Genomic DNA, 26,514 nt, shown 5'->3' with positions numbered 1-26,514 from the left:
CTCGCCGTTTCTAACAAATTACTGATTTGGTTAAGAGAAGCATTTGGTTACAAAACCTAAAACTCCTCTTCCCCAGAATTTTACTGTACTGTAATTCAGTTCCCGTCTTTCCGACTGTTTGTGTTTACTTAGCAGTATTATAAATAGCTAAACCAACAGAAACAGTTGTAGCAATAGCCGTTATGATAGGAATAAAAACCGTGGATAAAAATCTGTACTGTTGAGAAGCCGGTACTGTTATTATATCCCCTGGCTCAATCTCATTTGTATCCACGACCTGAACGGCTTCACCATACCTTTTTACAACCTGAATATTTGTGCGACTTGCATTTCTGGCCAGTCCTCCAGCCTGACTTATGTAATACGAGCGGTTCTGCCCCGGTACATAGGGATAGGCCCCTGGGTTGTTAACGCTTCCACTTAGATAGACAAAATCATCCAATTTAGGTACATATATCTGATCACCTTTTTTAAGTATCACATCTTTAGTGCTATCACTGAGTCTTATTATTGCATGATCAGAGGTTGAGGATATCATCGATAATGAGGTACTAAGTTCAGGTCTAACCCCAGAAAGTTTTGATGCACCATGACTAAAGCGTTCCGGCAGATGTTTTCCATGCCTTATAATCACAGCCCGATCCAGATTTCCAGATTCTTTGCCCCCCCCTGCATTTTCAATAGCCATTCTGGCAGTAGTTACATCTTTAATTATCGAATAAACACCAGGTCGGGCTATTTCTCCTGTAAGGTGAACCATTTTGATCCTCGGATGGTTCTTTTTGGGGGGGATGTTTATGACATCAAGATTAGAAAGGACAGCACTATTGTCACTTATAGTATGAAAGTTTCTTTGTGATGATGAAGTTTTGTGAAGTTCCACTCTTGAGGTATCGGCAGATTCATCGAAAGTAAAAAGCGAAAGAAAATCAGCCAGTGTTTCTCCCTCTTTTACAGAGTAAACCCCGGGAGGTGGGTTCAGAACAGGGCCATTTACGGTAACTTTCCGGGTTACAGGAAGTACTCTTATTTTATCACCATGATTAAGGTATGGGTTTTGGGTATCATCTGTTAGATACAGAAAAGCCTTAAGATCGAACTCTTTAATTTCTCCCCTATTGACTACTTGAATTCGCCTTATATCCCCATTGGGAGGTATTTTTCCTTCATTAGCCATCTTTATGGCATCAAAAAGCCTTGTATTACCACTGAATTCAAATGCACCCTGATTGTCGAGTATACCATATATGTTTACATTAACAGTTTTGGGCTGAATAAGAGATACATAGAAATCTTGCTCATTGCTTACGGATTTTAAGTAATTTTTAATTGTCTCTTTTGCTTCCAACAGAGACGCCCTTTTGCCAATTTCAATGAGACCAAGTTCTGGAATATACAAATTCCCACGTCTGTCAATAGTAGCGGTATAGCGTAACGTAGGGTTTGAGATGAAAGAGATGAAAAATCTATCACCACCCCCTATCAAATAAGTACTCTCATCTATAGAAACATAATCGAAAAATGCTGACGGGCGGGATGACGCCGAGCCATAAAGATCACCATTGCCGTTTATTTTCTCTGCACCAAGAGGTTGTAAAGTGGAAGAGCTTCTTCGCTGATGCTCCCCTAAATCTAGTGCGGAAACTGTAATGACCAGGTTGATAACAATCAAAGATAGTATTTTTAAAGTAGTTTTCACTGGGCGCCCCCGTAATTGTGCAAAGGAGATGCAATATAAGTATTATTATTTTTTTCCTCTAAAGTCGACCGTAGTAATATACCAAGATACCAAGCAGACCAGATAAATGTTGAAGGAAAATTTGGTATAGTATCAAAAAGACCTAAAACAGATAAAACAACTAAACCAACAACTAAACCATACATTGGAGCCTCACTATGAGGTCGCCTCAAATATTTAACTAAATAATAATTGGCAAGCCCCAGAATAATGAATATAAATAAGAGTGCTAAAGCGCCATTTTCACTCAAAACAACTAGAAAAATATTATGAGCGTGAGAAAGAGAAAAATGGTGCATTTCAAATGGAATATGCGCAAATGTTTCTTGTAGGTATTGTTGAAAATTTCCATTTCCGATACCAAAAACCGGGTTTTCCAAAAATGCCTGAAAACCTGTGTACCACACAATTAACCTGCCCATATTGCTTTCATCAATTTCACCCCTAAGTATTGAATAAAAGCCTTGTTTCACTATTAAATCATCTGGAAGCAAAAACCAGATTATAGTAACCAATAGTACAATACATGAAAAAGATACTGCAAATTTGACCATTTTTATAATTTTTGAACTTTTTGCCACAAAAAAACTTTTTATAAAAAGTATTAACAAAATTGTAAGGACGACTCCAATTAAGGACATTCTGGTTCCGGATGCAACCAATACCACTAAAGTAACTGTTGATATTCCTATGATGCGATAATATCGAGGAATTTTTTCAAATATCTCCATAGTAACCCAGATAGACCAGATTATTGTAAGCAAAACAGCAAAACCGGTTGCAGTTTGCATCGGGCCACGTATCCTTGGCTGATTGGTAAATAATATTTCAGCAATACCAAAAACAACCAGCAGCAAAAGATGTAGGAGAAGTACATTTTTTATATCTTCTTTACTCCAAAAGAAAAAATAGGTGATACAAAACACAATAATAGCTTCAAAATGTAGTGTAACCCAATATATGTTCAGCGAATAAGGGCTGAATACAACAACTAGAGAGTAATACAGGACAAAAAGAGCCACCGTTAAAAGTAATGGAAATAAACGGGAAGGTTTTCTTACAAAAAGTATGAAAGGGGAAAAAAGGAAAAGAACACCTACGATCGAAGCCCTTGTATAATAGATACCATCCATACTAATAAAGTGGTTAAGAAAGAAAATCGTTACAAAAAGAAAAGAGTGCTTATTATATATGATACTTATTACAAAGGAAAATGCTAGTGCGGTACTCATTAACACTGTGATCCAAAGGTGTGTACCTAAGGTAAGTATTGAAACACCGACAACAGATAATAAAACCAGTAACAATGAAACCAGTAATGGTGGTTTCATTTTTTCAATGCCTCAATTAAGGCTTTAACTCGTTGCCGGTTTTCTTCAGAAGAGCATTTAAGTTCTCCTTTAAGAAATGCAGAAAATAAAACATAAGATACAGTACCAAGGAATGCAATGCTGAATGCTACTATAATCCACACCGATCTTTTCGGGGCAACTTTCCAATCTGGGATATACGCTTCCTGAACAACCTGAATCACAGGGATGTCACGTGAGAGCTGTGACTCTGACAACGCTAATTCTTTAGACAAAAGAACCAGAATTTCTTCCACAAAACCAACCCTTGTAGTTAAAATTCTTTCGTAGAGCATTTTTTCCAAACCCCAATCTGTATTAATTAAAACAGATTGACGTGATGGCGTGTAATCATCACTAAAATTCCCTCTTAGTGTTCTAAACTCTCTTTCAAGCACTCTGATTTTATTTTCTAACTCCCGGCTCATGGGGGCATTTTTCCCTACAGCACTACTTGAGTATGACTTACTTAACCTCAATGAATTTAACTGTTCTTCGTAGGAGGACAAAGCTAAAAGTGATAACTCTATCTGTTTTCTGATGTTAATTACATTATTATCACGATAAAATAAGATAAGTTCTTCATTAAGAGTATCTAATGTATCTAAGAGTTCATCCCTTTTTTGGGCAAGGAACTCAGTATTTAATAACAACCGTTCTCTCTGTAGCTGGAGGAATTTTTCATTGGCCCGGTTAACCATAAATGTTACCAACTCTAAAGCTAACTGTCGGTCGCTACCCTCAAAGCCGCATATGATAATTCCATTACTGCGAGAACCTATGAAAAGATTATCTTTGAAGTCTTCAAGCGTCAGCTCCATGGCCCTGCGGTTGTAGAGAGTATCGAGTTCAAACTCCTTAATCGCTGAAATCAAATTTTCACGTCCAGAAAGAATCTCCATGTATAACTCTTTAGATTCATCTTTAAAAGCATCTCCAAAATAATTACTAAGACTTTTTCCAACATCGGCGAATATAGACATTTGGTTTGAGTTGGGATCATCAATACGCAGACGGATTTCTGTATAAAATGTTTCTTCAAGTAGTGATGAGATCGTGAAGGCTACTACCGATGCAACGAACGGTATAATAATAAACAAAAGCTTTTTTCGCAAACAAACTGTAAGTATTTCTAAAATATGCATAATCTGTGTTTTAAGCCGTAAAATCTTTGAAAGTGTTTATTAACAAATATATATCACGATGTAATGCCCTTTCAAATTTTTCGACCTTGCTCATCGCACTTATTATGATTATTGCCACAATTTTAATAAGTACCTAAGTATTAATAAAAAAAGGAATTTAAATTAATTTAAGTATAGCAAATTACCGTTATAACTATAAAGTATTATTCTTTCACCTTACAGTTTTAAAATCTAAGAAGGTAATTTATTATTTTTCTCAGACTATTAAAATACTTTGTTATATATTAACGAGGGTTTTTCATGTCGATTCCACTTTTAAATGAATCACGACAAGGATATTGGATTGCAAAACAGAATTGAAGCTTCCAAAGAAGTCCCTTTGGCCTATTCTGTCTCTAAAAGATCAAGCTTTGGAATAATGCTGCTCATATTCAGGCAGATTATTGTACAAGGTATGAATTTTTCTGGCGGGATTCTCCTTGCGAGGTTTTTATCCATTGAAGATTATGGTTTTTATGGAATTGTGTTTTTTTTGTTTGCTTTTTTAAACAACTTTGGTGATATAGGTTTAGGTGCAAGCATTATAAAAAACTCAAATGAGCCCAACCAAGACGATTTTCATACTATTTTTTCAGCCCAGGTAGTCCTAACTCTTCTTGCTTCTCTGGTGTTTCTATGGTTAATACCTCATATTTGTGAGCTTTATGGACTTTCTCAAGATTATTCAGTCTATTTTTATATAATTGTACTGTCTTTTTCGGTAATGGTTTTTCGTGTAATCCCCACCGTAACATTAGAAAGACACCTTGATTTTAAATGGTTAACCGTTTCTGAAATTATCCAAGCTTTTACCTATAACTTCTTAGCCTGTTTTCTCGCCTATCACAATTGGGGGCCTTACAGTTTTACTTTGGCCTTGTTTGCAAGGGCTTTGATCGGTGTACTCATTATAAACTTTTTAAAACCAACCAAATATCGTTTTAAATTAAAATGGCTTGTTTTGAAAAAACACCTGAAATTTGGCCTGCCATACCAGTTAGCTGTTTTTGTTAATATGTTAAAAGATTCTTTCTCACCGGTTATAATCGGCCTTATCCTGGGGATAAACAAAACTGGCATTGTCAATATGGCCTCAACTGTAGCTGGCATTCCCATAATGTTGCTCTTTATTCTTAACCGACTCTTTTTTCCTGCTTTTTCAAGAGCGATTAACAATAAACGTTTATTACATCAATTAATTAAGTTGTCAATTCGAAGCAGCAATATTATTGTAGCTGTGTTATCTATTTTTATATTAATTAATGTAAATGATTTTATTGTATTGGTTTTCGGAGATAAATGGCTGGTTAGTAAAGAACTGTTTTACTTCTTATGGTCTGCAAATTTGTTTTTACCAACATCTTCAGTTTGTATGTGTATTAATAATGCAGCAGGTCAACCAAAAATTAATCTCAAAATCAGTATCCTTTGGATGATAATCACTATAGGATTAGGTGTACCATTACTGCTAAAATATGGCATATTTGGCTTTGGTATTGCCAATATAGTTGCCAACATTTCAAGTGTAGTGCTATTTTATACATCTATTAAAATTACCTCTTACAATTTTGTATCCGATATATTCATTGGATGGCTTCCTGCGATTATTCTTTCCCCTGCTGTTATATTTATTTCCAGGCACACGTATGAAATGAACATTTTAACCTTTGCAGCTATTTTCGCAGGGTATCTCGTAGGCAGTATTTTTCTCTTTAGCCTTCTGTCGATAAACGAAATCACTGAGTTTTGGAAAAATGGAAATAAATTTTTCTTTAACCCTAAAAGTTATGAGCACTGTGAACCATGAGAAAGAAACTGAATATTGCTTTTGTACTCCCTTTCATTGATAATTGTGGAGGAGTTGCTGTAGTATTAGAATATTGCCGCGGACTCCAAAAACTTGGATACACTGTTGAAGTATATTATCCACTGATACCCTACAAAGAACTATCAAATATAAAGGGGCTGAGTAGTACATTGTGGCAAATAAAAGTATTTATAAAAAATATCATCCGATATAAAACTCAAATTAACTGGTTCACCTCTCCATTTAAGGTCAAACCAGTAATTCTTATCAGAAAATTGTTCCTGAGCAAATGTGATATTCTAGTAGCAACAGCATGGCCAACATCTTACGATGTTGCCCGCATAAATAGTAACAGCAATATGATTAAAGCGTACTTTATTCAGGGCTATGAAACCTGGTATGGTTTCGTAGACAAAATTAAAGAGAGTTATTCACTCCCTCTTAATTTGATTACTATATCTCCCTGGCTCACAAAAAAAGTCGAATCTATCTCAAAAAGGAATGTTAGTCTGGAAATACACAACGGAGTAGATTTAAAATTCTTTAAACCTCCTGCTGCAAAAAGATATGATCCTCCATCTATTCTTTTAATGTATCAAGATCTTGACGTTAAAGGATGTGCTGAAGCACTTCAAGCCCTGAGCAAAATTAAAGCATCATTCCCACACGTAGTTATTACGCTTTTTGGTTTTTGTGATCCTCCAAAGAGTACTTTTTCTTTTAATTACTATAAAAATCCCCCCAAAAAAACAGTGCTTAAATTGTATCAGGATGCCAATATATTCCTCTTCCCCAGCAGAGGAGAAGGATGGGGTTTAACCGCACCTGAAGCTATGGCTTGTCAGTGTGCTTTGGTAGCTACCAATGTGGGGTGTATGGAAATAATTGGTAATGGAAAAAATGTAGTCCACGCAGAAATTAACTCAGCTGAAAGCATCTATAGATCTCTTGAGATTTTAGTTACGAATAAAGAAAAAAGAGTCCTCTACTCAAAAGAAGCTTACAGAAGCATACAAAACTTCAGTTGGGAACTATCAATAAAAAAATTTGATGCCTATCTGCAAAACCTTACTGATCACCATTAAAAAAAGATTCTTTGGACATAATGATTGAAGACCCTGTAGACATTTTGCTTTCAACTTATAATGGACAGCTTTACCTGTCCGATTTGCTATGTTCAATTGAACGGCAATCGTATAAAAACTGGAGGCTTTTTATACGAGACGACCAATCATCTGATAAAACAGTTAGGATAATCAAAGAATTTAAATCGAAGCACAATAAAAAAGTTATTATTATACCAACCAACAATCAGCGTTTGGGTGTCATATCCAGTTTTTCACGTTTGCTTGAAAACAGTACTTCTGATTTAATTATGCTTTGTGATCAGGATGATATTTGGAATGAAAACAAAATACTGTCAATGGTTGAATCACTTCATTTTCACATCAGGGCTCATAACCTTAAAAGAACTACACCCATACTACTTTTTTCTGACCTGCAAATAATAGATTCAAATGAAAAGGTCATTTATAATTCTTTCTGGGAAAAAGAAAACATAAAAATTACCTGCATTTCAGATCTCTATATAAATTTTTTCAGAAACTTTTCTCCTGGGTGTAACATGTTATTTAACCGTGCCCTTTTAACTAAAACATTACCCTTTCCACCTGAAGCAGTAGTACATGACTGGTGGATATCGCTGAATGCAGCTTACAGCGGTAAAATTTTTGGGATTAATAAAAAACTTATGAAATACAGAGTACATTCTCACAATGTAATTGGAATATCTACTGAGTCAGAATCACCATCATGGTTTTTATTCAGGGTAAGAAATATCCCCAGATTTCTTTCTACTCATCAAAAACTTATAAAACAAGCCAAACGTTTTTGCTCTCTTAATAATCTTAGGTTCAGCTATTTTTTTTACTTTTTTAAACTATTGTTATGGTTCAAATTTCATCGTAATAAATAAATGTTTCTGCTGCTTTGTAGAGGGGTAAATTAATGACCTCATATCCAAAAAATTCTACCAATAACCTTCCGCTTGTTTCTTTGCTTATCCTAAACTGGAATGGCGAAGATCTGTTGGAAGAGTGTATTGACTCTTTACGGAAAACAGAATATTGTGCTATCGAAATTATTATCGTTGATAATGCCTCAACAGATAAATCCGTAGAGATCATTTCTCAATATAAAGACATACGCCTTGTGGTTAACTCAACCAATCTTGGCTATTCGGCTGGAAACAATGTAGGTTTTCAGCATGCCAGAGGCAAGTATGTAGTAACCTTAAATAATGACATGATAGTAGAACCAAACTGGCTCAATTCCCCTATAAAATTTTTAGAGAAAAATCCAGGTATTGGAGTTATCAGTTGCCGTCAAATGAATTATTATTGCCGGGAAAAAATCGATGGATTGTACCATACAATTAAAGCCGATCTAAGCTTAATGCCGTACGGTTTTAAAACCACCTTTAATAGCAATATGACTTTAACATCCAAGCCGGGTTACGTTATCAGTGCTAATGGCGGATCCGCAATAATCAGAAAGAGCCTTATAGATCAACTTGGTGGTTTTGATCCTGATTTTTTCGCTTACATGGAAGAAACTGACTTTTGCCTTCGAGCTTTTTTACATGGCTGGAAGTGCCTTTATGATCCTGAAGCTGTTGTTTACCACCGTGAGGGCTACAGTTTCAAAAAAATCAATGCTTTGAGATATTATTACAGAGAAAGAAACAGAATATGGTTATTGTACAAAAATTATCCAACCCAATTACTGTTAAAACGTTCATTGTTTATTCTTCTAATGGAGCTAAGGGTCATTAGAGTGTTTCTTCTAAAGCTGGGTAAACCCGGATTATATCTTAAGGCACGCATTGATGCCTTTAGAGGTTTAAAACGTTACAAAGAGATCAGAAATGAAAATGTTTCTTTATTTAAAATACACAAAAAAGAGTTCTTGAACTTTCAACAGAGAAAAAAAATCGAGATCTCTTAAGATCGAATTCACCTACTTAAACAAGACTTGAATAGTAGTAAAAGCTTTTCAGCAGAATTATCCCACGAATATTCTTTCAGCAATTTATTGGACCTTTTTAGGTACTTTGTCCGATCAAAGCGATCTTCATAGATTTTCCAAATGGCATTTGCTATGTCAAGGGGATCTTTAGGATCAAAATAGAGAGCATGCTCTTTTGCTACTTCTTGCATAACAGTGTCTTTTGATGTTAATACCAAGCAATCCAGACTAATGGCTTCAAGAACAGGAAGTCCAAAGCCTTCGTAAATACTTGGAAAAATGAAAGCCTTACAGTTGAGATACTCTGCTTTCAACTGTGATTCAGTCAGATATCCTTTTAAAATAAGTGTATCCCTGCAGCTACTATGCATTATTTTTTCTTTAACACTTGAATTTTTCCACCCCCTGAGGCCAATAATATGCAATGGTACAATCAGCCCCCTGGATTTCAAATTCTCCATCGCTTCTATAAGCTTAACTATATTCTTTCTTGGTTCAATGCTACCCACAAAAAGCAAGTGATTGGATCTTTTTTCAGGTCTGTAATCTCCCGGTTTACTCCAGTATGGAGAGCCGCACGGAACAGTCCTAACAGGGGGAAGTATCACTTGGTTGTATAAAGAAAAGAGCTCTCTTTTGGTGAAATTGGAGTTGGTAGTGATCATATCGGAAATAGAAAACGTTCTTCTGGAGAATAATTTTAACATTAAAAAAGACCACTTACGCATTGTATGTGGATAGTGAATAAAGGTAAAATCATGAATACTTGTAATTATTTTACATCCCTTAATTTTTCTTAAAGGAGAAATCCCTTCAGGACACCATAAAACATCCACATTATCCTTTTTTACCCTGCGTGGAAGCCTAAATTGCATCCACAGAGTTCCAGGTAAACGTGATCGAATCAGAACCCGCTTCCATTTTCTGTTTTTTATTGTATAATCTGTTTTACTGGGTTCGTATAAGATGTAATTATTCTGTGTATCTATACTCTGAAGTTTATCTAGCAGCTCAATTACATAGTTCTGAATCCCTGCCCTTTTGTTGCGCAGTGTCTTAATGTCTATTCCAATTTGCATATTTTACCTATTCTTCAGTACTTCAAAATAATGATTCAAAAGAACACTGGCACTATGCTCCCATGAAAACCGTTTTACATTAAGATAACCTTTTTTCTTTAAATCTTTTCTAACTACAGGATCCAAAACGGTTTTCATCTTTTCGTTTATATCCGAAGGTTTCAATGGATCGAAATACAAAGCAGCATTTCCAGCTGTTTCTGGTAAGCATGAAGTGTCTGAACAGCATACCGGGCACCCCCGGGACATTGCTTCTATAACAGGAAGTCCAAAACCCTCATAAATTGAGGGAAATACTAACGCTTTAGCATTATCATAAAGCCATGTAAGATTGGAATCAGAGATATACCCGGTGAAAATAATGGCGTCCTTCACTGAGACTTCATTGGCTGCAGTTATAATAACCTCATACTTCCAACCAAATTTCCCCGCAATAATCAACTGATATTGCGATTGAAACGATTTAAATGCTTTAATCAGGTTGACCAGGTTTTTCCCTGGTTCTATAGTACCAACAAAAAGGAAAAATGGTTTTGAGATGATCGAATTGTTAAAAACCGGCTTTATAGCAGTCGATGTAGTTGATCCAACAGAGTATCCCTGAGCAATAACCGTTATCTTACTTTGATCCACTTTGTAGTATTTCAGAATTTCTAAATAAGTATATCTGGATACACAGATAACAGAACGACAGAACCGAACTGTTAAGGGAGTGAACAGATACAGATAGACCTTTTTAAATAATGTAAACCGATTTTTGTCGTGACGAAAATAGATATCGTGTATAGTGACAATATTTTTCTTGAATAACAGTATTGGCGAAATATTACCGGGTGAATGAAGTAGGTCTAATTTAAAACGATAAAAAAGGATAGGAAGAAACAACTGCTCCAGTAAGATTCTGAAAAGAATGTTTTTGGCAGGAAGAAAAACCATCTTGCAATTGTCAAATTTTACATAATCTTTTTTTGCAGATTGGGGAAGAAAAACTGTAAATTGAACATTGTGTGACTGCTTCGATAGTTGCTGTAACAAATTGTAGATATAATTACTTATACCTGCACGGTTTGTTGAATAACAAAGAGCATTGATTCCTACCTTATAATCCATGATAATGATTTTACTCTTAACGCCTCAAAACAAAGTGAATACAAACAATCATCGTTTATTAAAAATAATACCCTTGCTACCATTTGCTGTTTAACTATACCTTATTGGTATACAGCCGGAAAGTGCACCACTTAGTTGGTCGCCTGTTATTTAAGAGCCTCCCCAATTTCCAGATTTATTTTCGCTGCTGCATCGGCTCTGTTTTCAGCCCCGGTTATAGGTCTTCCTACAACAAGAAGAGTCGAACCATTTTTTATAGCCCAGGCTGGGGTAGCAACTCTTTTCTGATCATCTTTTGCTGCACCTGTTGGTCGTATTCCGGGGGTAACAACTTCAAATCCTTCTTTCAAAACCGGTTTAATGGTCTCCAGGTCATTTGCAGAGCAGACCAGGCCATCCAGACCGGAGTTTACTGCATTTGAGGCAAGATGAAGGACATATTTTTCTGTAGTAGAAGCTACACCAAGATCATTATTGAGTGCGTTCTGATTAATACTCGTTAAAAGAGTAACCCCAAGAATTTTCGGCCTGTGGTCTGCTTGTTTTGCAACATCCATCGCTGCTCTCATCATCTCAATCCCACCCTGTGTGTGAATGGTAAGATAATCAATTTTAAGATCACAAGCCGATGCAACAGCCTTAGCTACCGTATTTGGTATATCATGGAACTTCAGATCGAGAAATATTTTTCGATCAGCTTCTCTGACCAAATCCAAAACACCTGGTCCAAACCTGGTAAACTGTTCAAGGCCAAGTTTATAAACACCTACATGCTTTGAAGTTTCAGCAATAAGAGCTCTAAGCTCTTCGAAACCCGAGATGTTATCCAAAGCTAAAGCTAGATATTGTGCGGGAGTTTTCATAGTTCCAATCCTTGTAGTTGTACCCTTATTAAACAGAGATAGTAAAAATAATTAAAGAAAAGATCTAAATCTTGTTTTACCTTGCCGGTGTACTTTTTTTTGCCTGTTTATAAGAGCGGGATCAAAAACACGGACAATTGTTACCGCTTAAGTGATAAGCTCACTCAGAGCAAAAAGAGATAACTACAAAACAGGAAAAAGCGGTTATACAAGCAATATAAACCATGAAATCTGTTTGGATCACCGGCCCCAATATGGTACTTCTATCTGCTCAGGATCATCTTTTTTACAGCCGATTTACCATTATAGACAAGTCGATATATGTAAACTCCTGAAGCACTATTTCTACTATTCCAAACGACCTCATGAGTGCCCTCGTCAAGTGATTCGTTTAGTAATCTTGCAACAACTCTGCCTCTAAGATCATATATTATAAGACGAGCAGTTGAAGGCTCCGGCAGAAAAAATCGAATTGTGGTTGAATTGGAAAATGGGTTGGGGTAGTTTTGATACAATGTAAGACCAGTTGGTTCGTCTGGCAAAACAGGCTCACTTACCGAGACCCCTTCAAGTGTGATATTGTCAAATCGATTATTTCCTGATGAACCCATAGATTGTTCATCAAAGGTAATCTTTAACCGGAAATAAGGATTATCACTAACTCCTTCTACTGAACTAAAATCAAAACTATTCACGGTAAACTCTTCAGATATCTCGATATTAGACTCAAACAGTATCCATGAAGAAGTATCCTTTTGAGTAGAGTAGTAAAGAGATTGCTTTGTTGCACCATTGGTGGTTCTTCGTACAGCATAACTAAAAAGAATGTCGTCGTATCCGGTTGTTGGCATATTAAACACCAGTGATCGACCAGCTGATGGATTTCTCACCCGCAGGGCGCTTCCGGAACTATCATTTCTTCGACTATTAACATATGTACCCTCAACTTCATCCATATATCCAATACCTTCACCTGCATAGGTAATTGATGATTCTCCATTCAGACTGAAATCTGAAGAAACCACACGAACTCTTCCGTTTGGATCAAGGTTTTCTGAAAGAGTGTTAAAGTTATAATAGTGTAGTAACTCTTCTCTTCTACGCCGTCCCTTAACTGCTACATTGTCGAAACGATTGTTTCCCGAGCTACCCATCGATTGATCATTAAACAGCAGCTTTACTTTGAAGTGAGGATTATCATTTATTGAAGCTATCGAACTAAAGTCAAAATATTTGGTTTCATATTCTTCATTTATCTCTATACCTGATTTATAGGGTACCCATTCAGGTGCCCCTTTTGCCGTGGAATAATAAAGGGACTGTTGTGTAGGGCCATTTGTAGTTCGGGTTACTGCATAGCTGAAGTTTATATGCTCAAAGCCCTCTGTGGGGATACAAAAAACAAGGGCTCGGTTATAGGAAGGATTTCTTACCCTGAGTGCATGCCCGGCACCTATATCCAATTGTATGTTTTCTTTAGTTCCCTCCACCAGATCCATATAGCCTTCACCACTACCCTCATACGATATTAGCGCGTTAGTATTTATGCTGTAATCTGATAGTACAGTAGTTAGTTCCCCAACAGAATCGATTTGATCGTTTATAGAATTGAAATGAAAAAAATGTATGAGTGATTCATTTCCTCTGGCTATTTTCTCTTTCGTTGTAAATACAGCCTCCACCGATATGTCGGCCTTTGGATTTATACTCAAAACCGGAGCCTGCTCTCTTTGCCCGTTTATAAGCCAGTGGCTAAATACAAATCCTTCTTTGTTTACAGGCTCTAAACGAATCGGATTATCTTTAAAATAAACACCGTTCCATGGATAGGGAGCGCCTTCAAGACCCGGTGTCTGCTCATCTATGAGCAATGTATTGATTCGTACTTTTCCCTTATCTAAATCGGTAGAGACTGTAACCTGTGAGGTTTCAGACAGTCCAAAAAACCGCATTAAGTGTTGTCGAACATAGTGATAGCGTCTGCGTGCGAATTCACGCATCGTTTCAATCTCATTGAACCATGAATTTAAATCCTGTGGTTGATTCCAGCGCCGGATATGCTCTTCTATCTCGGGTTCAATTAAACCAGAAACACTATCTATAATACCGGTTACTCTGTGCGGTTTGAAAGTAGTGTTAAGCAAATCAGCATTTCTGTTTATGAAATCAGTCCTGAAATTTTCATTTTCAATTAAGTTTACAAACATTCTTCTGGACCACTCTGGTTTATGATGCATCATCCAATAGATTACATCCGTGCTTGGTTCAGTGTAGAGCCCATACCCGTAATCTAAATCATAAGCCATCCAACGATACCTGCCATCATGCCCTTTTGGCGCATTTGTCCGATAGGGAACTCTCAGACGCCAAAAGTCAATATTATTATCTGGCCAGTCCCGGTTACCGGTAATTATCTGAGCGGCATAATAATCGATAAAATTGTCCACATCAATATTTTCCCTAACCTTAGAATAATTGTCGCTTTCAGCCATGTTGTTGTGGTTTATGAAATTGTATACTTGTAAGTAATGTTCATCAGAACCCTCTTTTGCGTAGTGGGAATGTGTGAGCAGATCAATATTCTCGGGGTCAACTCCATATACACGCTCAAGATAATGCCTGTCATACCGTTCCCGTATATTTTTTATCCCCCAGTACTCTCCATTGATAAACACTACTGTTGGCCTGTACCCTTGAGTAACAAAGTTAAGATCTCTAACGACAAGCTGAGCTACCGCATCCCGCATCATCCCAAGTTGCTGATCGTTGCCTCCGGATCTCAGTATAAGCCTTCGGAAATGATCATGTGGTGATTCGGAGAAGAATGGATAGTTGAGTGTATTTGTACCGTAATCATTTCTTGCATACACTCTTAAACTCTTACTCTGAAACCGCCTCGAATAACCACCATGAATACGGTACCCCACATTTTGTGACAATGCCAAACCCGTAGATGGGTCAAAATATTCTATGCTTCCTTCCCGCTCCCATTCCCTCCCTCTCAAAGTGTAATTGCCGGTAGGATTGTGCACAGATGAATCGCCTGGAACATAGCTGTTTCCAGGCACATAGATTCCTATAGAATCACAGAAAAAATTCTCCTGTTCAGTAATAACCGATATCACAGGAAGCGAATATCGACTTGCTCCTTCAGGGAACACAAAGTAGGTAGCGGAAACGGGTTGATCTGATAAATACCCTGGTTTAAATGCTTTAGCACGAATAACAGTGCCCTTTGCCACGTTTTCTAAAGGTGGAGTCCATTGAAAGTGATCCACTTTCACATCATTGGTAGGAATCATTGAAATTCCATTTTCCTCTTCACTGCGGTCACGTATGTGTATTGGCTCAGAATACACAGACGACTCTGTAGTGGGAACCGAGCCATCGAGAGTATAATGGATAGAGACCTGTGGGTCTGGATGCGACAGCTCCAGGAAAAAATCACTCGCATAAAATCCCGGAGTATGTGAAAACCGTGGTGATTCCAAAATCTCCTGATACGCCTCTGTGGTGTTTGGTTTTCCCGGAGTAGGTTGTTTGAAAAAAAACCACCTCTCAGTATCACCCTCGATACGTCCCACAGACCAATCAGTAGGAATTTCCACCGGTTTAAGCTCATCAATTCGCTCTCCTGCCGGTTCGGTAAGAATTACTTCTTCCCCGCTTCGGGCAATCCTGAAATTAGTATGCAACTGACCTTGAGGATTTCGCCGGTCTTTACCCGAAGCCCATAGAACAATAATCTGATTGGGCTCAAGCTCTATTGCAGGAAAAACCCACTTAAACGGTTCACTATAAGAATCTGATAAGCCAAAACCCGCTAAGTTTATAGTAGTATGACCAGTATTTAAAATCTCAATCCAATCTTCATAATCTCCATCACTATCTGAAAGAGTAAATGAGTTAGAGCTCATAATTTCATTTAGGATTACATGACCATAAGATTTACTAACCATTAGAAACGATTGGAAAATTATCAGAAGTCCTATTTTAAAAAACATATGTGGAAACATCTGCCTTTCACCTCTGTTTAAGCGAATAAGCACAGGTTGTGTAAATAAGGACTATACTCGTTGAAAGTATTTGGCAAAGTATAATAAGGTAAATTATGCCAAAATATAAAGGTGAAAAAATGTATATTTATAACCGTCCTGAGTGGTTCAAAATAATCACTGATCAATCTCTATAGTATTGATTTCAAACAGAAGAGGTCACAGATTCAATTACACAACTTTATACCAGTCACAAAAGAGTATATTCTAAGCGACCATAAAAATTAGTAGCCAAAACAAACTATGAAACAAATCAATTCAAAAGTTATAAGAAACCAAAAAATCACTTCCGATTTCTACGAATTGGAATTTAGCTGGGACCATGAAGCCGGCATTCCTGTACCTGGCCAGTTTTTAACAATCAGGGTTTCACATGACACTGTTCCGCTTCTAAGACGCCCCTTTGCTTTCTCCGCTTTTAATGGAGAAACAATGAGCGCCTCAATTATTTATCAGAAACGCGGACGCGCTACAGAACTTCTTTGTTCTAAGGAAAAAGGTGAAACGCTTGATCTGATTGGTCCCCTGGGCAATCCCTTCCCAAAACTACCTCCTCAAAAAGCCGTTTTGGTAGCCGGAGGTATTGGACTTGGGCCTGTGATGTTTATGGTTTCTGATCTATTGCAAAAAAACCAATCAGTAGAGTTTGTGTTTGGATGCAGAAATACGCACTCCGTTCCGGATGCTCAAAGCTTCAAAAGGCTCCAACCTGTAGTATGTACCGATGATGGAACTGCGGGATTCAAAGGAACAGTGATCGATTACCTGGAAGAAAAAGGTAGTGTCGATTCAAAAAGCACAATCTATTGCTGCGGACCACACCCAATGCTTAAAGCGCTAAACGACCTTGCAGATACGAAAAAAGCACAATGCTTTGTGTCAGTTGAACAGGTAATGGCTTGTGGAGTGGGGGCGTGCATGGGGTGTGTGGTCAAGACAACAACAGGTTATCAAAGAGCGTGTAAAGAGGGACCGGTTTTTAACAGCAGAGACATACTATGGGAATAACTACAGATCTTTCGATACAAATAGGTGATAAAATACTCCCCAACCCGGTAGGAGTTGCCTCAGGCACATTTGGCTATGGTAGTGAATATGAAGAGCTTCTGGACCTTAACTGGGTGGGCGCTATTTATACTAAAGCAGTCACACTTGCCCCCAGAGAAGGAAATGAGATACCAAGAATTATTGAAACCCCATCAGGATTAATCAACTCTATCGGGCTGGCCAATGTTGGGGTAGATAGATTCATCTCAGAAAAGATGCCTTTTTTAAGACGGTTACCCTGTGCGATTGTGGTCAATGTGGCAGGCTCAACAGAGCAGGAATACACCACCGTCCTTGAGCGACTCGAAGCTGTTGATGGAATTTGGGGTTATGAAATAAATGTATCATGTCCCAATGTAAAACACGGCGGACTTGCGTTTGGCACCGATCCGGTACAAATTGAGCGTCTTACTTCGCAGCTGCGTAAACGTACATCAAAGCCAATAATTATAAAGCTTACTCCCAATGTTACCGATATTACCGTGATTGCTCGGGCTGCAGAGAATGCCGGAGCAGATGCTCTCTCCTGTATTAATACACTTTTGGGAATGGTTATCAACACTGCCACAAAAAAACCTGTTCTTCAGATGAAAACCGGTGGTCTCTCAGGTCCGGCAATCAGACCCGTGGGAGTAGCCATGACCTATAAGGTAAGCAACGCTGTAACGATCCCGGTTATCGGTATGGGTGGTATAATGAATAGCGATGATGCGATTCAGTATCTGCTTGCCGGAGCTTCTGCAATACAGATTGGTACCGCAAATTTTATCGACCCGCAGGCACCGCAAAATGTTCTCGATGGAATAAAGGAGTACTGTGACAGAGAGAATGTAAACGCAGTGACCCAAATGAAAGACTTGCTTATTTAGAACTGGACCTTCCTCAATCATAACTCTTCTTCGTTTTCGCAGTTCTCGGTCAAATCGTACCCCAGTACTGTTAAATAATGCTACCTCTAATTTAATACATGACTTTGTCTCATTAATATAGTCAGAGAGGGCTGGACAGTCCAAAATTTGAGAAACATGGGTCATTTTGTGAGAAACACTACAGTAACAGTGAGAAACACCCCCTGTGCACTGAGAAACACGGCATAAACTTTGAGAAACATGCCTGTATCTTTGAGAAACATGGTATGTACAGTGAGAAACCTACCACTTTCAGTGAGAAACATGCTCAAAATCGAGTTAAATGAGGTATGTTTCTCACTGTTTGAGGTATGTTTCTCACTGTTTGAGGCATGTTTCTCACTGTTTGGGGCATGTTTCTCACTGTTTGGGGCATGTTTCTCACTGTTTGGGGCATGTTTCTCACTGTTTGGGGCATGTTTCTCACTGTTTGGGGCATGTTTCTCACTGTTTGGGGTATGTTTCTCACTGTTTGGGGTATGTTTCTCACTGTTTGGGGTATGTTTCTCACTGTTTGGGGTATGTTTCTCATGGCTTAGCGCTTAGCCATTTGCAGCGTTTTTTAGGGGAGGGGTGAAAGAATGCCTGGAGTTTCGATAATAGAGGTCGCCCATTCAGGGCTCTTTGGTCTACCGTGATGTTTTTCCAGGGCCATTGCCCTGGGCTTCTAATGGAAATCTCCCTGTTCAGGGCTTGCTTAGGTGGTAGAGTGGGAAGTTTGGGTTTTAATAGTTTTGAGCGTTGAGCAAGAAAAGGGAAGAACGCGGTGTTCCCGTGTGAAAATCCGTTATAAGTTCAAAAATCCTGGTAACAAGAAAACGGAGCAGAGCTTCGCGCCTACTTTAATTCTGCGAAGCTCTTATTCATTAAGGCAACAATCTTTTTATATTGATTTTAGGCTTAACTGTCCTGAGCTGCTGTTTGTCCCCTTTTTTTTCTTTGCCAAAGCGTTGTGCAAGCGATTTGGCAGAGGGCTGCGCCTTCTTTTGTGGGCCATCTTTTCTCTCATTTCTGGCCGGTGCTGCCCTGGTATCTCCATCCAGTTTCATTGACAGGGATATCCTTTTAAGTTCTGCATCCACCTTTGCAACGCGTACTTTAACCACCTGACCCACCTTCACTACATCTTTGGGATCAGAAACGAAAGAATTCGACATCTCTGATATATGCACAAGTCCATCCTGATGCACTCCAATATCCACAAATGCCCCGAAGTTAGTCACATTTGTTACCGTCCCTTCAAGAAGCATCCCTTCCTCAAGATCCTTAATTTCATTCACTTCATCCTTAAAGCGTGCATACTGAAACTCCTGACGAGGATCACGACCCGGCTTTTCCAGCTCAGAAAGAATATCATCGATGGTAGGTAATCCTACTTCTTCGGTAACGAACTCTTTTTTGTTTATTGATTTTAGAAGAGTGCTGTTTCCAATGAGCTCATTGATGGTTGTATTAAGTTGAGATGCCATCTGTTTCACCAGTTCATAGCGCTCTGGATGCACAGCAGAATTATCGAGTGGATTTTTGGAACCGGCGATTCTTAAAAACCCTGCAGAAAGTTGAAACTTCTTTTCACCCAGCCCCGGAACCTTGAGGAGTTCTTTTCGTGAAGAAAAGGCGCCCTTTTCATTTCGGTATTTTACGATGTTGGATGCGATCAGTCTGTTGAGACCGGAAACGTATTTCAACAGTTCATCGGAAGCAAGGTTTACATCTACTCCTACCCTGTTCACACAACTCTCAACAACCTCATCAAGAGACTCTTTAAGCTTACTCTGATTTACATCGTGTTGGTACTGCCCAACTCCTATTGATTTAGGGTCGATTTTGACCAGCTCCGAAAGAGGGTCCTGAAGCCGGCGTGCGATGGAAATCGCTCCTCTGACAGTAAGATCGAGTTCCGGGAACTCCTTTATGGCCACATCTGAGGCGCTGTACACACTTGCTCCAGCTTCGTTTACTATCACACTGGCAGGTTTGGTTGGCATATCTTTAATCACCGACCGAACAAACTGATCAGTTTCTCTGCTTGCTGTACCGTTACCAATGGCTATAAGCTCTATATTATACGTCTGAATAAGTTTGGCAATAACTGCTGCTGATTTTTCAGTTTCCTTTTGAGGTTCATTGGGATAGATTGTATGATTTTCGATAAACTTGCCCGTATCATCTACAACCGCCACTTTACACCCTGTTCTAAACCCGGGATCGATACCTATTACCGGTTTTCTTCCGGCCGGTGGCGATAAAAGCAGTGCTTCAAGATTATCACCAAACACTTTAAACGCTTCTGCTTCTGCCCTATCCCTGATCTCTTTTCGTATTTCAGTTTCTGTAGCAGGGAGAAGAAGTCGGTCGTAGCTATCGAGTACCACTTTCTGAAGCAAATCAACCGTTGCGCTTTCGGGGTTTTCAATGAGTTTACTGTTAAGGTATTGAACGGCGGTTTCCTGTGGTATTTCAAGGGACAAACGTAAAACCTTTTCCCGTTCTCCCCGTAGCATAGCAAGTATTCTGTGTGAAGGAAGAGAGCTTACTTTCTCCTTAAAATCGTAATACATTTCAAACTTGGTCTTTTGCTCCTCAAACTCCTTTTTTACCTTACTTATTATAACACCCTGATCAGCAGCCAGCTCACGCATCCATTTTCGTACATCAGCATTATCGGAGAGTACTTCAGCCAGGATATCACAGGCACCCTTTACCGCTTTTTGCGCAGTATCAATTCCTTTTTCCTCATTTATGAACTCCTCAGCCTTAACCATGGCATCACAGTGAGGGCAAGTAAGTTCAAGTATCCACTCTGCAAGTGGTTCAAGCCCCGCATCCCTGGCTTTGGTGGCGCGTGTGGTTCGTTTAGGTTTATAGGGAAGATAGAGATCTTCAAGCTCTGTTTTACTCAGAGTCTTTTGTATTTTTGCTTCCAGTTCTGGAGTAAGCTTTTCCTGACTTTTAATACTTTCGAGTATAACTTCTCTGCGCTCATCCAGTTCTTTATAATAGTTGTACCGGTGTTGAAGATCACGTATCTGTATTTCATCAAGTGAACCAGTACGTTCCTTACGGTAACGGGCAATAAATGGTACAGTTGCGCCTTCATTAAAAAGCTCAAGAGTATTCTGCACCTGAAAGGGTTTGAGGGTAAATTCATTGATAAGTTGTTCGGCAATGTTCATAGTCATACGCTACTGAATCCTGATTAGAATTGATATACCAATTGTCTAAAACCTCTAAGCGTTCGTTTCAAGAGACGATGTGAAGTGGAACCGTTTCGGGAAGATCTTTTGATTTTTCCTCCACAAACTTCTGAGGAACCCACCGTACCTCCGGAGCCCTTTTGCCAAGCCGGGACATAGCCTCTATTATGTTTGAGTACCAGGGTTTTTCTGTGGCAACAATGAGAATATCAATTTGGTTTTTGGTTAATATGTTTTTAAGGTCGCTAATTTCACCTAACACCGGATAGCCTTCAACTGCTACTGGAGAATTCTCATCAGGGCAGCGAACGATTCCTTTTATTGAGTGTGCCCTCTGATCTTCAATTTCCTTTATTAGTTTTGAAACAAGGGGACAGTTACCAACGATCAAAACCTTTGAAGGAGCAAAAATAAAGGGCCTGAGATGTGTTAATTTGGGCAGCATTTCCCTCCAGCCCAGAAGCAAAAGTGTCACTGCAGCCAAAGAGAGACTGTAGCCAATTCTGGTAAACGCCGCGACCCTAACACTTAAAACAGCAGCAATAGACACAGTGGATGAAAGGACACCGGAGAGCAATGCATTTAGCCTGGAATATTGGCGCTGAGAATAGACTCCATTATAGATAAACATAAATAGAAACACAGCGCTTATTAGAACATGCGTTACAAGCATTATAAGTAACTGATCATTGTAGGGAGTGGTTTCGTTTGTAAGATGAAAGCGCAGTGAAATCCCCGCCCACAAGGTGCCATTGATTATCAATAAATCGATAAGTCCGGCCAGAGCTGTACGTATCAGAATCGAGCCAATATTTATCGATGCCTGTATAATAATCCCCAAAAATATCAGCCATCCGGGAAAAAAACCTCCCCGATGTGCTTTATATTTTCTGCTGAAGATAATCATAGCCTCGTAAAATGCGATACGAGACCTTAACTGCCGTTTAGAGGAACTTTTACCCTTCAGGTGAATAATCTGGATTTGTGGATTATACCATACCGCTTTACCCGTTTTTCGGATTCGCCAACATAGATCTATGTCCTCTCCATACATGAAAAAACGCTCATCGAATCCTCCCACCTCCTGGAAAACAGAAAGAGGCATAAACATAAATGAACCGGATATAGCATCAACTTCAGCCGTTTTGTTTTCATCCATATAGGTCAGATTGTACTTTCCAAACCTTTTACTCTTAGGGAAAAAACGGCTAAGCCCTGAAAAATAAAAGAGCGCAGCCGATGGAGTGGGGAAAGAGCGCCGGCAGCTTGCCTGCATAGTCCCATCAGGGTTTAATATCTTGGGACCAAGCATCCCTGCATCCGGATTATTATTCATAAAATCGACACAGGCAGTAAGTGTGGTTTCAGAAATTACCGTATCGGGGTTAAGGAGTAACAGGTATTTCCCTCTGGCTCTTCGTGCCCCTAAATTACAAGCTTTTCCAAACCCGATGTTACTCTTTAGCTGTATCCATTGGACTTCAGGGAATTCAGAAGTGATAATTGATTTTGAATTATCTTCTGAAGCATTATCTATTACTATAATTTCACATTTATTGTATAATTTGGCTTCTTTAACTGAGTTCAGAGCTTCACGCAAACAATAGGGAACCTTGTAATTAACTATAACTACAGATAATAACACTTGAGAATTATTAGCTTCTACCATTTACTGCTTTCTTTTTAAAAAAGGAGGATATTCTCAGCCTCCAGATTAGAACGAGTGCTTCCCGGATAATTTTCGTAGACATCTTAGATACCCCTCTCTGTCGATCGGAAAATACGATAGGTATCTCTTTAAGCCTAAAGCCACCTTTCCACGCAAAATAGTTTAACTCAATCTGAAAAGAGTATCCTGAAGAAGCTATTGAGTCGAGTTTTAGTGACTGTAACAATGAGCGCCTGAAACATTTAAACCCACCGGTGCAGTCCTTTACGGGGATACCGGTAATGAACCGTGCAAAGCGATTAGCAAAATAGCTAAGTAAAAGCCGGGACATCGGCCAGTTAACGACATTTACCCCACAAATATATCTGGATCCCAAAACAAGATCATTTTCCCTGGCGGCTTCAAGAAATGCAGGCAAGTACTCGGGGCTGTGTGAAAAATCAGCATCCATTTCAAATATAAACTCATACTCCCGCTCAAGCGCCCATTTGAAACCACTTATATATGCTTTGCCCAGGCCATCCTTTGTGGGTCGCACAAAAAGATGAACACCATCAATCCCTCGTGCCATCTGCTCTACACATTGTGCTGTTCCGTCCGGCGAAGAATCATCCACCACCAGTATGTGTACCTGCGGCAGGATTTTTTTTATTTCGGGTATAATGAGCACAATGTTCTCGCGCTCATTATATGTAGGTATGATAATAAGTACTTTTGAAAGATCCATTGAAATCCCAGTCAATTAATAATCCAATTTCCCCCCACAAAAAAACCGGGTATTCCCAAAAATATAACTCAGGGCCAGAAAGGATAAAAGAGCTTAACTATCCCATTTTCCCTTTATTACAACTATGGTATAAAAATTTATTGATTTCCTGCTTTATGAATGTTACCATTAGAGCAAAAGTATCAATCACAAACAGTTTATTTAATTTATACCCATCATCCTTTAATGAGGTTATCAGAAGAATTTCGACTATGCTAACATTTTATGCACTCCTTTCACTCTTTTCAGCACTTATCTGTGTTAGCGTAGCTGTTTTTATATTTTTTAAGAACAGTTCGAGTACTCAAAACAAGGTATTTTCAGCGCTTTGCATCTCATTTTCGTATTGGGCATTTTTGGAATTTTTAGTACGACAGGCAGAAACTGCCGAACGAGCGCGGATGTGGTTATCATTAAAAAGCCTATGGCCCTTCTCTTTAGCTCTTCTTCTCCATTTCGTAGTAGTTTTCACCCGTAGCAGACTTTCAAAAAACCGTTTTTTCCTTTTTGCTTTCATCTACCTGCCCACTATCTTTTTATCGGTGCTTAGTTATAACACCTATAACACCATTCCAACCAAAGAGTTTTGGGGATGGAGCAGTAACCCAGAGCGGTTAGGGTACAACTTTTTATTCTACATATCTGCTACAGTCGCCACTGTGTGCCTTATTCTTCTGCTTCGGTTTTACAAACACTGTCAGGATACCTGTGAAAACAAAAATACCAAACTAATCTTCTGGGCAATATCTTTTCCCGTCATTACAGGGATACTAAGTGAATTTATGTTTTTGGGATTTTCAGTCAAAATTCCGGAATTAGTGAATATATCCTTTGCCTTCATCGCTTTGGTGATAGGATTTGCCGTTAACAGGCGTGACCTTTTTAATGTAAGCACAGGGCTAGCGGCATCCACTATCGTAGAAACCATGTCTGAAGGAATATTGGTAGTTAATTCAAAACTTGAGATTGAAGTTATTAACCCCATGCTGCTTCAAACGCTAAAACGGGATAGATCAGATTTAATCAACAAACACTGCGGCTGTGTTCTTGATTTTCTAAGCGATTATTCGTCCGTCTCTGAAATACCTAATAAAAAATGTTCTGATAAAAAATTACACCTGTTGCGAAATGATGGGGAAAAATTTCCTGCTCTGCTCTCCTGGTCCACTATTTATGCTAAAGATGGCAACATTGTTGGTACAGTATTTATAATCCGTGATATCACTGAAATCGAAATCGTACGTCGCTCACTTCTCAAAGCACAGGAGGAGCTTGAAGAGAAAGTTGAAGAACGCACCACAGAACTCACCGAGTCAAACAAAATGCTCATTTGCGAAATAGAGGATAAACAGAGAGCCGAACGACATCTCAAAGCAGAACAGGAGCGACTTTCGGTGACCTTAAGCTCTATTCACGATGGTGTCATTGCGACCAACAAAGAGGGCAAGGTAATGCTGCTTAATGATGCAGCCATAAAGATGACCGGGGTTGAGCTCGAAAATGCATGGGGACAGAATTTGGAAGATGTCTATGAAGTGTATGACATAACTAATGACCAATTGAAACGCCATTTTCCAAAGCCCCAAAAGAGCAAAGATGAAGAGCCACAACCCAATTGCTATCAGATTTATTCAAAAGATGGAACCAAACGGCTCATATCTGAAATGTGTGCTCCGATTTCCGATACTTCTGGCCATTTCAATGGAAACGTTATTGTGTTCAGTGATGTCACAAAGCGCAAGAAAATTGAAGAGGAGCTTTTCAGAGCCAGAAAACTTGAATCTATGAGCATTCTGGCAAGTGGGATTGCAAACGAATTCAGCACTATTTTTTCAAACATTGTAACCAATTTGTTTTTATCGAAGGTAGGTATCGACCCTTCATCTGAGACCTGTCGTCTGATCACAACCGCGGAAAAGGCCGCTTTCAAGGCATCGGGGCTCATAAAGCAATTGCAGGTTTTTGCAAGTAACAACACGCCGCTAAAGGAACAGGGTTGTATAAGAGATTTAATTGAAACCTCTGTTGGCTTCTATATGAACGGCCTAAACTCAGACTACATGCTCGATTTTGCTGAAGACCTCTATGAGGTAGAAATGGATAAGGGTCAAATTGATCAGGTGCTTAATAACTTAATCATTAATGCCGACCAGGCCATGGCCGAAGGGGGAACCGTGCGTATCTCTGCACAAAACCATGACACCGCAGAGAACCCCGTACTTGGACTTTCTGAAGGACATTTTGTTAAAATTTCAATTAAAGATAGCGGCAAAGGGATTCCCGGCGATACCCTTACAAGAGTGTTTGACCCCTATTTTACTACCAGAGAAAACGGTATAGGTCTTGGACTGACTATGGCCTATGCCACTATAAGAAATCATGGGGGACAGATAAACATTGAATCCGAACCCGGCAAAGGAAGCGTATTTCACATCTTCTTACCTGCAATAAAACCCCAGCCACAGCAAGAGGATATTCACAACGAAGATAATGACTATCAAACTAAAAGTGCCTGAGTAGTAAGAAGGGCAGACTTTCTGCTTTTCTAACCTCTATGTTTGAGTAACAGATCGGTGGCCGCAAGCTTATTAAGTACGTAGTCTGAACAGAAAATTTCACAAAATGGGCGTTTACCGAAAAACATGGTATCCATATAACTGAAGGGGATCTTGGGTGTAACTTCCTGGTCCGTATGATCAATTTTCACTTTTTTTC

19 protein-coding genes are annotated in these 26,514 nt (G+C 38.9%); 8 read left to right on the top strand and 11 right to left on the bottom strand.

Annotated elements, in window-relative coordinates; genetic code table 11:
• Window positions 1-124 precede the first annotated feature (124 nt).
• The 3 genes from QA601_08000 to QA601_07990 are packed head-to-tail and all read right to left on the bottom strand — an operon-like array spanning window position 125 to window position 4,187.
• Entirely contained in the window at window positions 125-1,699 is a 1,575-nt protein-coding gene (locus tag QA601_08000; protein MDG5815015.1) for an SLBB domain-containing protein, read from the bottom strand.
• The gene (locus tag QA601_07995) at window positions 1,696-3,069 is read right to left on the bottom strand and encodes an O-antigen ligase family protein (protein ID MDG5815014.1); all 1,374 of its coding nucleotides are present in this window, start codon (window positions 3,067-3,069) and stop codon (window positions 1,696-1,698) included. Before QA601_07995 ends, QA601_08000 begins: the two co-directional genes overlap by 4 nt.
• Window positions 3,066-4,187: a hypothetical protein gene (locus tag QA601_07990; protein ID MDG5815013.1), complete on the bottom strand. Its 1,122-nt coding sequence runs from the start codon at window positions 4,185-4,187 to the stop codon at window positions 3,066-3,068. The genes QA601_07995 and QA601_07990 overlap by 4 nt, the downstream gene beginning before the upstream one ends.
• A 388-nt stretch (window positions 4,188-4,575) precedes the next feature.
• Between QA601_07990 and QA601_07985 the strand changes: the two genes are divergently transcribed.
• Genes QA601_07985 through QA601_07970 form a run of 4 tightly spaced genes read left to right on the top strand, consistent with a single transcriptional unit; the run spans window position 4,576 to window position 9,084 of the window.
• Window positions 4,576-6,078, top strand: a complete 1,503-nt coding sequence (locus QA601_07985) for an oligosaccharide flippase family protein (GenBank protein MDG5815012.1) — start codon at window positions 4,576-4,578, stop codon at window positions 6,076-6,078.
• A complete protein-coding gene (locus QA601_07980; GenBank protein ID MDG5815011.1) occupies window positions 6,075-7,163 on the top strand; it encodes a glycosyltransferase family 4 protein in 1,089 nt (362 codons plus the stop codon). The genes QA601_07985 and QA601_07980 overlap by 4 nt, the downstream gene beginning before the upstream one ends.
• Before the next feature lie 20 nt (window positions 7,164-7,183).
• Entirely contained in the window at window positions 7,184-8,053 is an 870-nt protein-coding gene (locus QA601_07975) for a glycosyltransferase family 2 protein (protein ID MDG5815010.1), read from the top strand.
• Between the two features lie 32 nt (window positions 8,054-8,085).
• A complete protein-coding gene (locus QA601_07970) occupies window positions 8,086-9,084 on the top strand; it encodes a glycosyltransferase family 2 protein (protein ID MDG5815009.1) in 999 nt (332 codons plus the stop codon).
• Window positions 9,085-9,092: 8 nt separating this feature from the next.
• Here QA601_07970 and QA601_07965 read toward each other — a convergent pair whose 3' ends face one another.
• The 4 genes from QA601_07965 to QA601_07950 form a co-directional block, all read right to left on the bottom strand.
• A complete protein-coding gene (locus QA601_07965; GenBank protein MDG5815008.1) occupies window positions 9,093-10,184 on the bottom strand; it encodes a glycosyltransferase family 1 protein in 1,092 nt (363 codons plus the stop codon).
• A 3-nt stretch (window positions 10,185-10,187) separates the two neighbouring features.
• Complete coding sequence (locus QA601_07960) at window positions 10,188-11,294, bottom strand: glycosyltransferase family 1 protein (protein MDG5815007.1); 1,107 nt, start codon at window positions 11,292-11,294, stop codon at window positions 10,188-10,190.
• A 146-nt stretch (window positions 11,295-11,440) separates the two neighbouring features.
• Window positions 11,441-12,157: an orotidine-5'-phosphate decarboxylase gene (gene pyrF / locus QA601_07955; GenBank protein ID MDG5815006.1), complete on the bottom strand. Its 717-nt coding sequence runs from the start codon at window positions 12,155-12,157 to the stop codon at window positions 11,441-11,443.
• 263 nt (window positions 12,158-12,420) lie between these two features.
• Window positions 12,421-16,161, bottom strand: coding sequence for a CotH kinase family protein (locus QA601_07950; protein ID MDG5815005.1), 3,741 nt, complete (start codon window positions 16,159-16,161; stop codon window positions 12,421-12,423).
• 294 nt (window positions 16,162-16,455) lie between these two features.
• Here QA601_07950 and QA601_07945 point away from each other — a divergent pair, with 294 nt between their 5' ends.
• Both QA601_07945 and QA601_07940 read left to right on the top strand, forming a co-directional pair.
• Window positions 16,456-17,220, top strand: coding sequence for a dihydroorotate dehydrogenase electron transfer subunit (locus tag QA601_07945; GenBank protein ID MDG5815004.1), 765 nt, complete (start codon window positions 16,456-16,458; stop codon window positions 17,218-17,220).
• Window positions 17,211-18,128 (top strand): dihydroorotate dehydrogenase, encoded by a 918-nt coding sequence (locus tag QA601_07940; protein MDG5815003.1) that lies wholly within the window; start codon window positions 17,211-17,213, stop codon window positions 18,126-18,128. The genes QA601_07945 and QA601_07940 overlap by 10 nt, the downstream gene beginning before the upstream one ends.
• 161 nt (window positions 18,129-18,289) lie before the next feature.
• Here QA601_07940 and QA601_07935 read toward each other — a convergent pair whose 3' ends face one another.
• The gene (locus QA601_07935) at window positions 18,290-18,433 is read right to left on the bottom strand and encodes a hypothetical protein (GenBank protein ID MDG5815002.1); all 144 of its coding nucleotides are present in this window, start codon (window positions 18,431-18,433) and stop codon (window positions 18,290-18,292) included.
• Between the two features lie 66 nt (window positions 18,434-18,499).
• On the opposite strand from QA601_07935, the gene QA601_07930 reads away from it, so the two are divergent.
• Window positions 18,500-18,706, top strand: a complete 207-nt coding sequence (locus tag QA601_07930; GenBank protein MDG5815001.1) for a hypothetical protein — start codon at window positions 18,500-18,502, stop codon at window positions 18,704-18,706.
• Between the two features lie 327 nt (window positions 18,707-19,033).
• Here the strand turns inward: QA601_07930 and QA601_07925 are convergent, their stop codons facing one another.
• The 3 genes from QA601_07925 to QA601_07915 form a co-directional block, all read right to left on the bottom strand.
• Window positions 19,034-21,349: a Tex family protein gene (locus QA601_07925; protein MDG5815000.1), complete on the bottom strand. Its 2,316-nt coding sequence runs from the start codon at window positions 21,347-21,349 to the stop codon at window positions 19,034-19,036.
• Window positions 21,350-21,410: 61 nt separating this feature from the next.
• Window positions 21,411-23,033, bottom strand: coding sequence for a glycosyltransferase (locus tag QA601_07920; protein ID MDG5814999.1), 1,623 nt, complete (start codon window positions 23,031-23,033; stop codon window positions 21,411-21,413).
• Window positions 23,020-23,760 carry a polyprenol monophosphomannose synthase gene (locus QA601_07915; protein ID MDG5814998.1) on the bottom strand — a complete coding sequence of 247 codons (741 nt, stop codon included), beginning with the start codon at window positions 23,758-23,760 and terminating at the stop codon, window positions 23,020-23,022. Before QA601_07915 ends, QA601_07920 begins: the two co-directional genes overlap by 14 nt.
• Window positions 23,761-24,011: 251 nt before the next feature.
• Between QA601_07915 and QA601_07910 the strand changes: the two genes are divergently transcribed.
• Window positions 24,012-26,315 carry a PAS domain-containing protein gene (locus QA601_07910; protein MDG5814997.1) on the top strand — a complete coding sequence of 768 codons (2,304 nt, stop codon included), beginning with the start codon at window positions 24,012-24,014 and terminating at the stop codon, window positions 26,313-26,315.
• The last annotated feature ends 199 nt before the right edge of the window (window positions 26,316-26,514 follow it).

It is taken from the genome of Chitinispirillales bacterium ANBcel5, assembly GCA_029688955.1.
Classification (GTDB): domain Bacteria; phylum Fibrobacterota; class Chitinivibrionia; order Chitinivibrionales; family Chitinispirillaceae; genus Cellulosispirillum; species Cellulosispirillum alkaliphilum.
This window is presented reverse-complemented; position numbering and strand designations above follow the sequence as displayed.

What these genes read in the sequence shown, in the direction of transcription:
- QA601_07970 (MDG5815009.1), top strand. Translation starts at nt 8,086, where the DNA reads ATGACCTCATATCCAAAAAATTCTACCAATAACCTTCCGCTTGTTTCT.
- QA601_07940 (MDG5815003.1), top strand. Translation starts at nt 17,211, where the DNA reads ATGGGAATAACTACAGATCTTTCGATACAAATAGGTGATAAAATACTC.
- QA601_07975 (MDG5815010.1), top strand. Translation starts at nt 7,184, where the DNA reads ATGATTGAAGACCCTGTAGACATTTTGCTTTCAACTTATAATGGACAG.
- QA601_07935 (MDG5815002.1), bottom strand. Translation starts at nt 18,433, where the DNA reads ATGTTTCTCACTGAAAGTGGTAGGTTTCTCACTGTACATACCATGTTT.
- QA601_07910 (MDG5814997.1), top strand. Translation starts at nt 24,012, where the DNA reads ATGCTAACATTTTATGCACTCCTTTCACTCTTTTCAGCACTTATCTGT.
- QA601_07915 (MDG5814998.1), bottom strand. Translation starts at nt 23,760, where the DNA reads ATGGATCTTTCAAAAGTACTTATTATCATACCTACATATAATGAGCGC.
- pyrF (MDG5815006.1), bottom strand. Translation starts at nt 12,157, where the DNA reads ATGAAAACTCCCGCACAATATCTAGCTTTAGCTTTGGATAACATCTCG.
- QA601_07920 (MDG5814999.1), bottom strand. Translation starts at nt 23,033, where the DNA reads ATGGTAGAAGCTAATAATTCTCAAGTGTTATTATCTGTAGTTATAGTT.
- QA601_07965 (MDG5815008.1), bottom strand. Translation starts at nt 10,184, where the DNA reads ATGCAAATTGGAATAGACATTAAGACACTGCGCAACAAAAGGGCAGGG.
- QA601_07930 (MDG5815001.1), top strand. Translation starts at nt 18,500, where the DNA reads ATGTTTCTCACTGTTTGGGGCATGTTTCTCACTGTTTGGGGCATGTTT.
- QA601_07960 (MDG5815007.1), bottom strand. Translation starts at nt 11,294, where the DNA reads ATGGATTATAAGGTAGGAATCAATGCTCTTTGTTATTCAACAAACCGT.
- QA601_07950 (MDG5815005.1), bottom strand. Translation starts at nt 16,161, where the DNA reads ATGTTTTTTAAAATAGGACTTCTGATAATTTTCCAATCGTTTCTAATG.
- QA601_07925 (MDG5815000.1), bottom strand. Translation starts at nt 21,349, where the DNA reads ATGACTATGAACATTGCCGAACAACTTATCAATGAATTTACCCTCAAA.
- QA601_07980 (MDG5815011.1), top strand. Translation starts at nt 6,075, where the DNA reads ATGAGAAAGAAACTGAATATTGCTTTTGTACTCCCTTTCATTGATAAT.
- QA601_07995 (MDG5815014.1), bottom strand. Translation starts at nt 3,069, where the DNA reads ATGAAACCACCATTACTGGTTTCATTGTTACTGGTTTTATTATCTGTT.
- QA601_07945 (MDG5815004.1), top strand. Translation starts at nt 16,456, where the DNA reads ATGAAACAAATCAATTCAAAAGTTATAAGAAACCAAAAAATCACTTCC.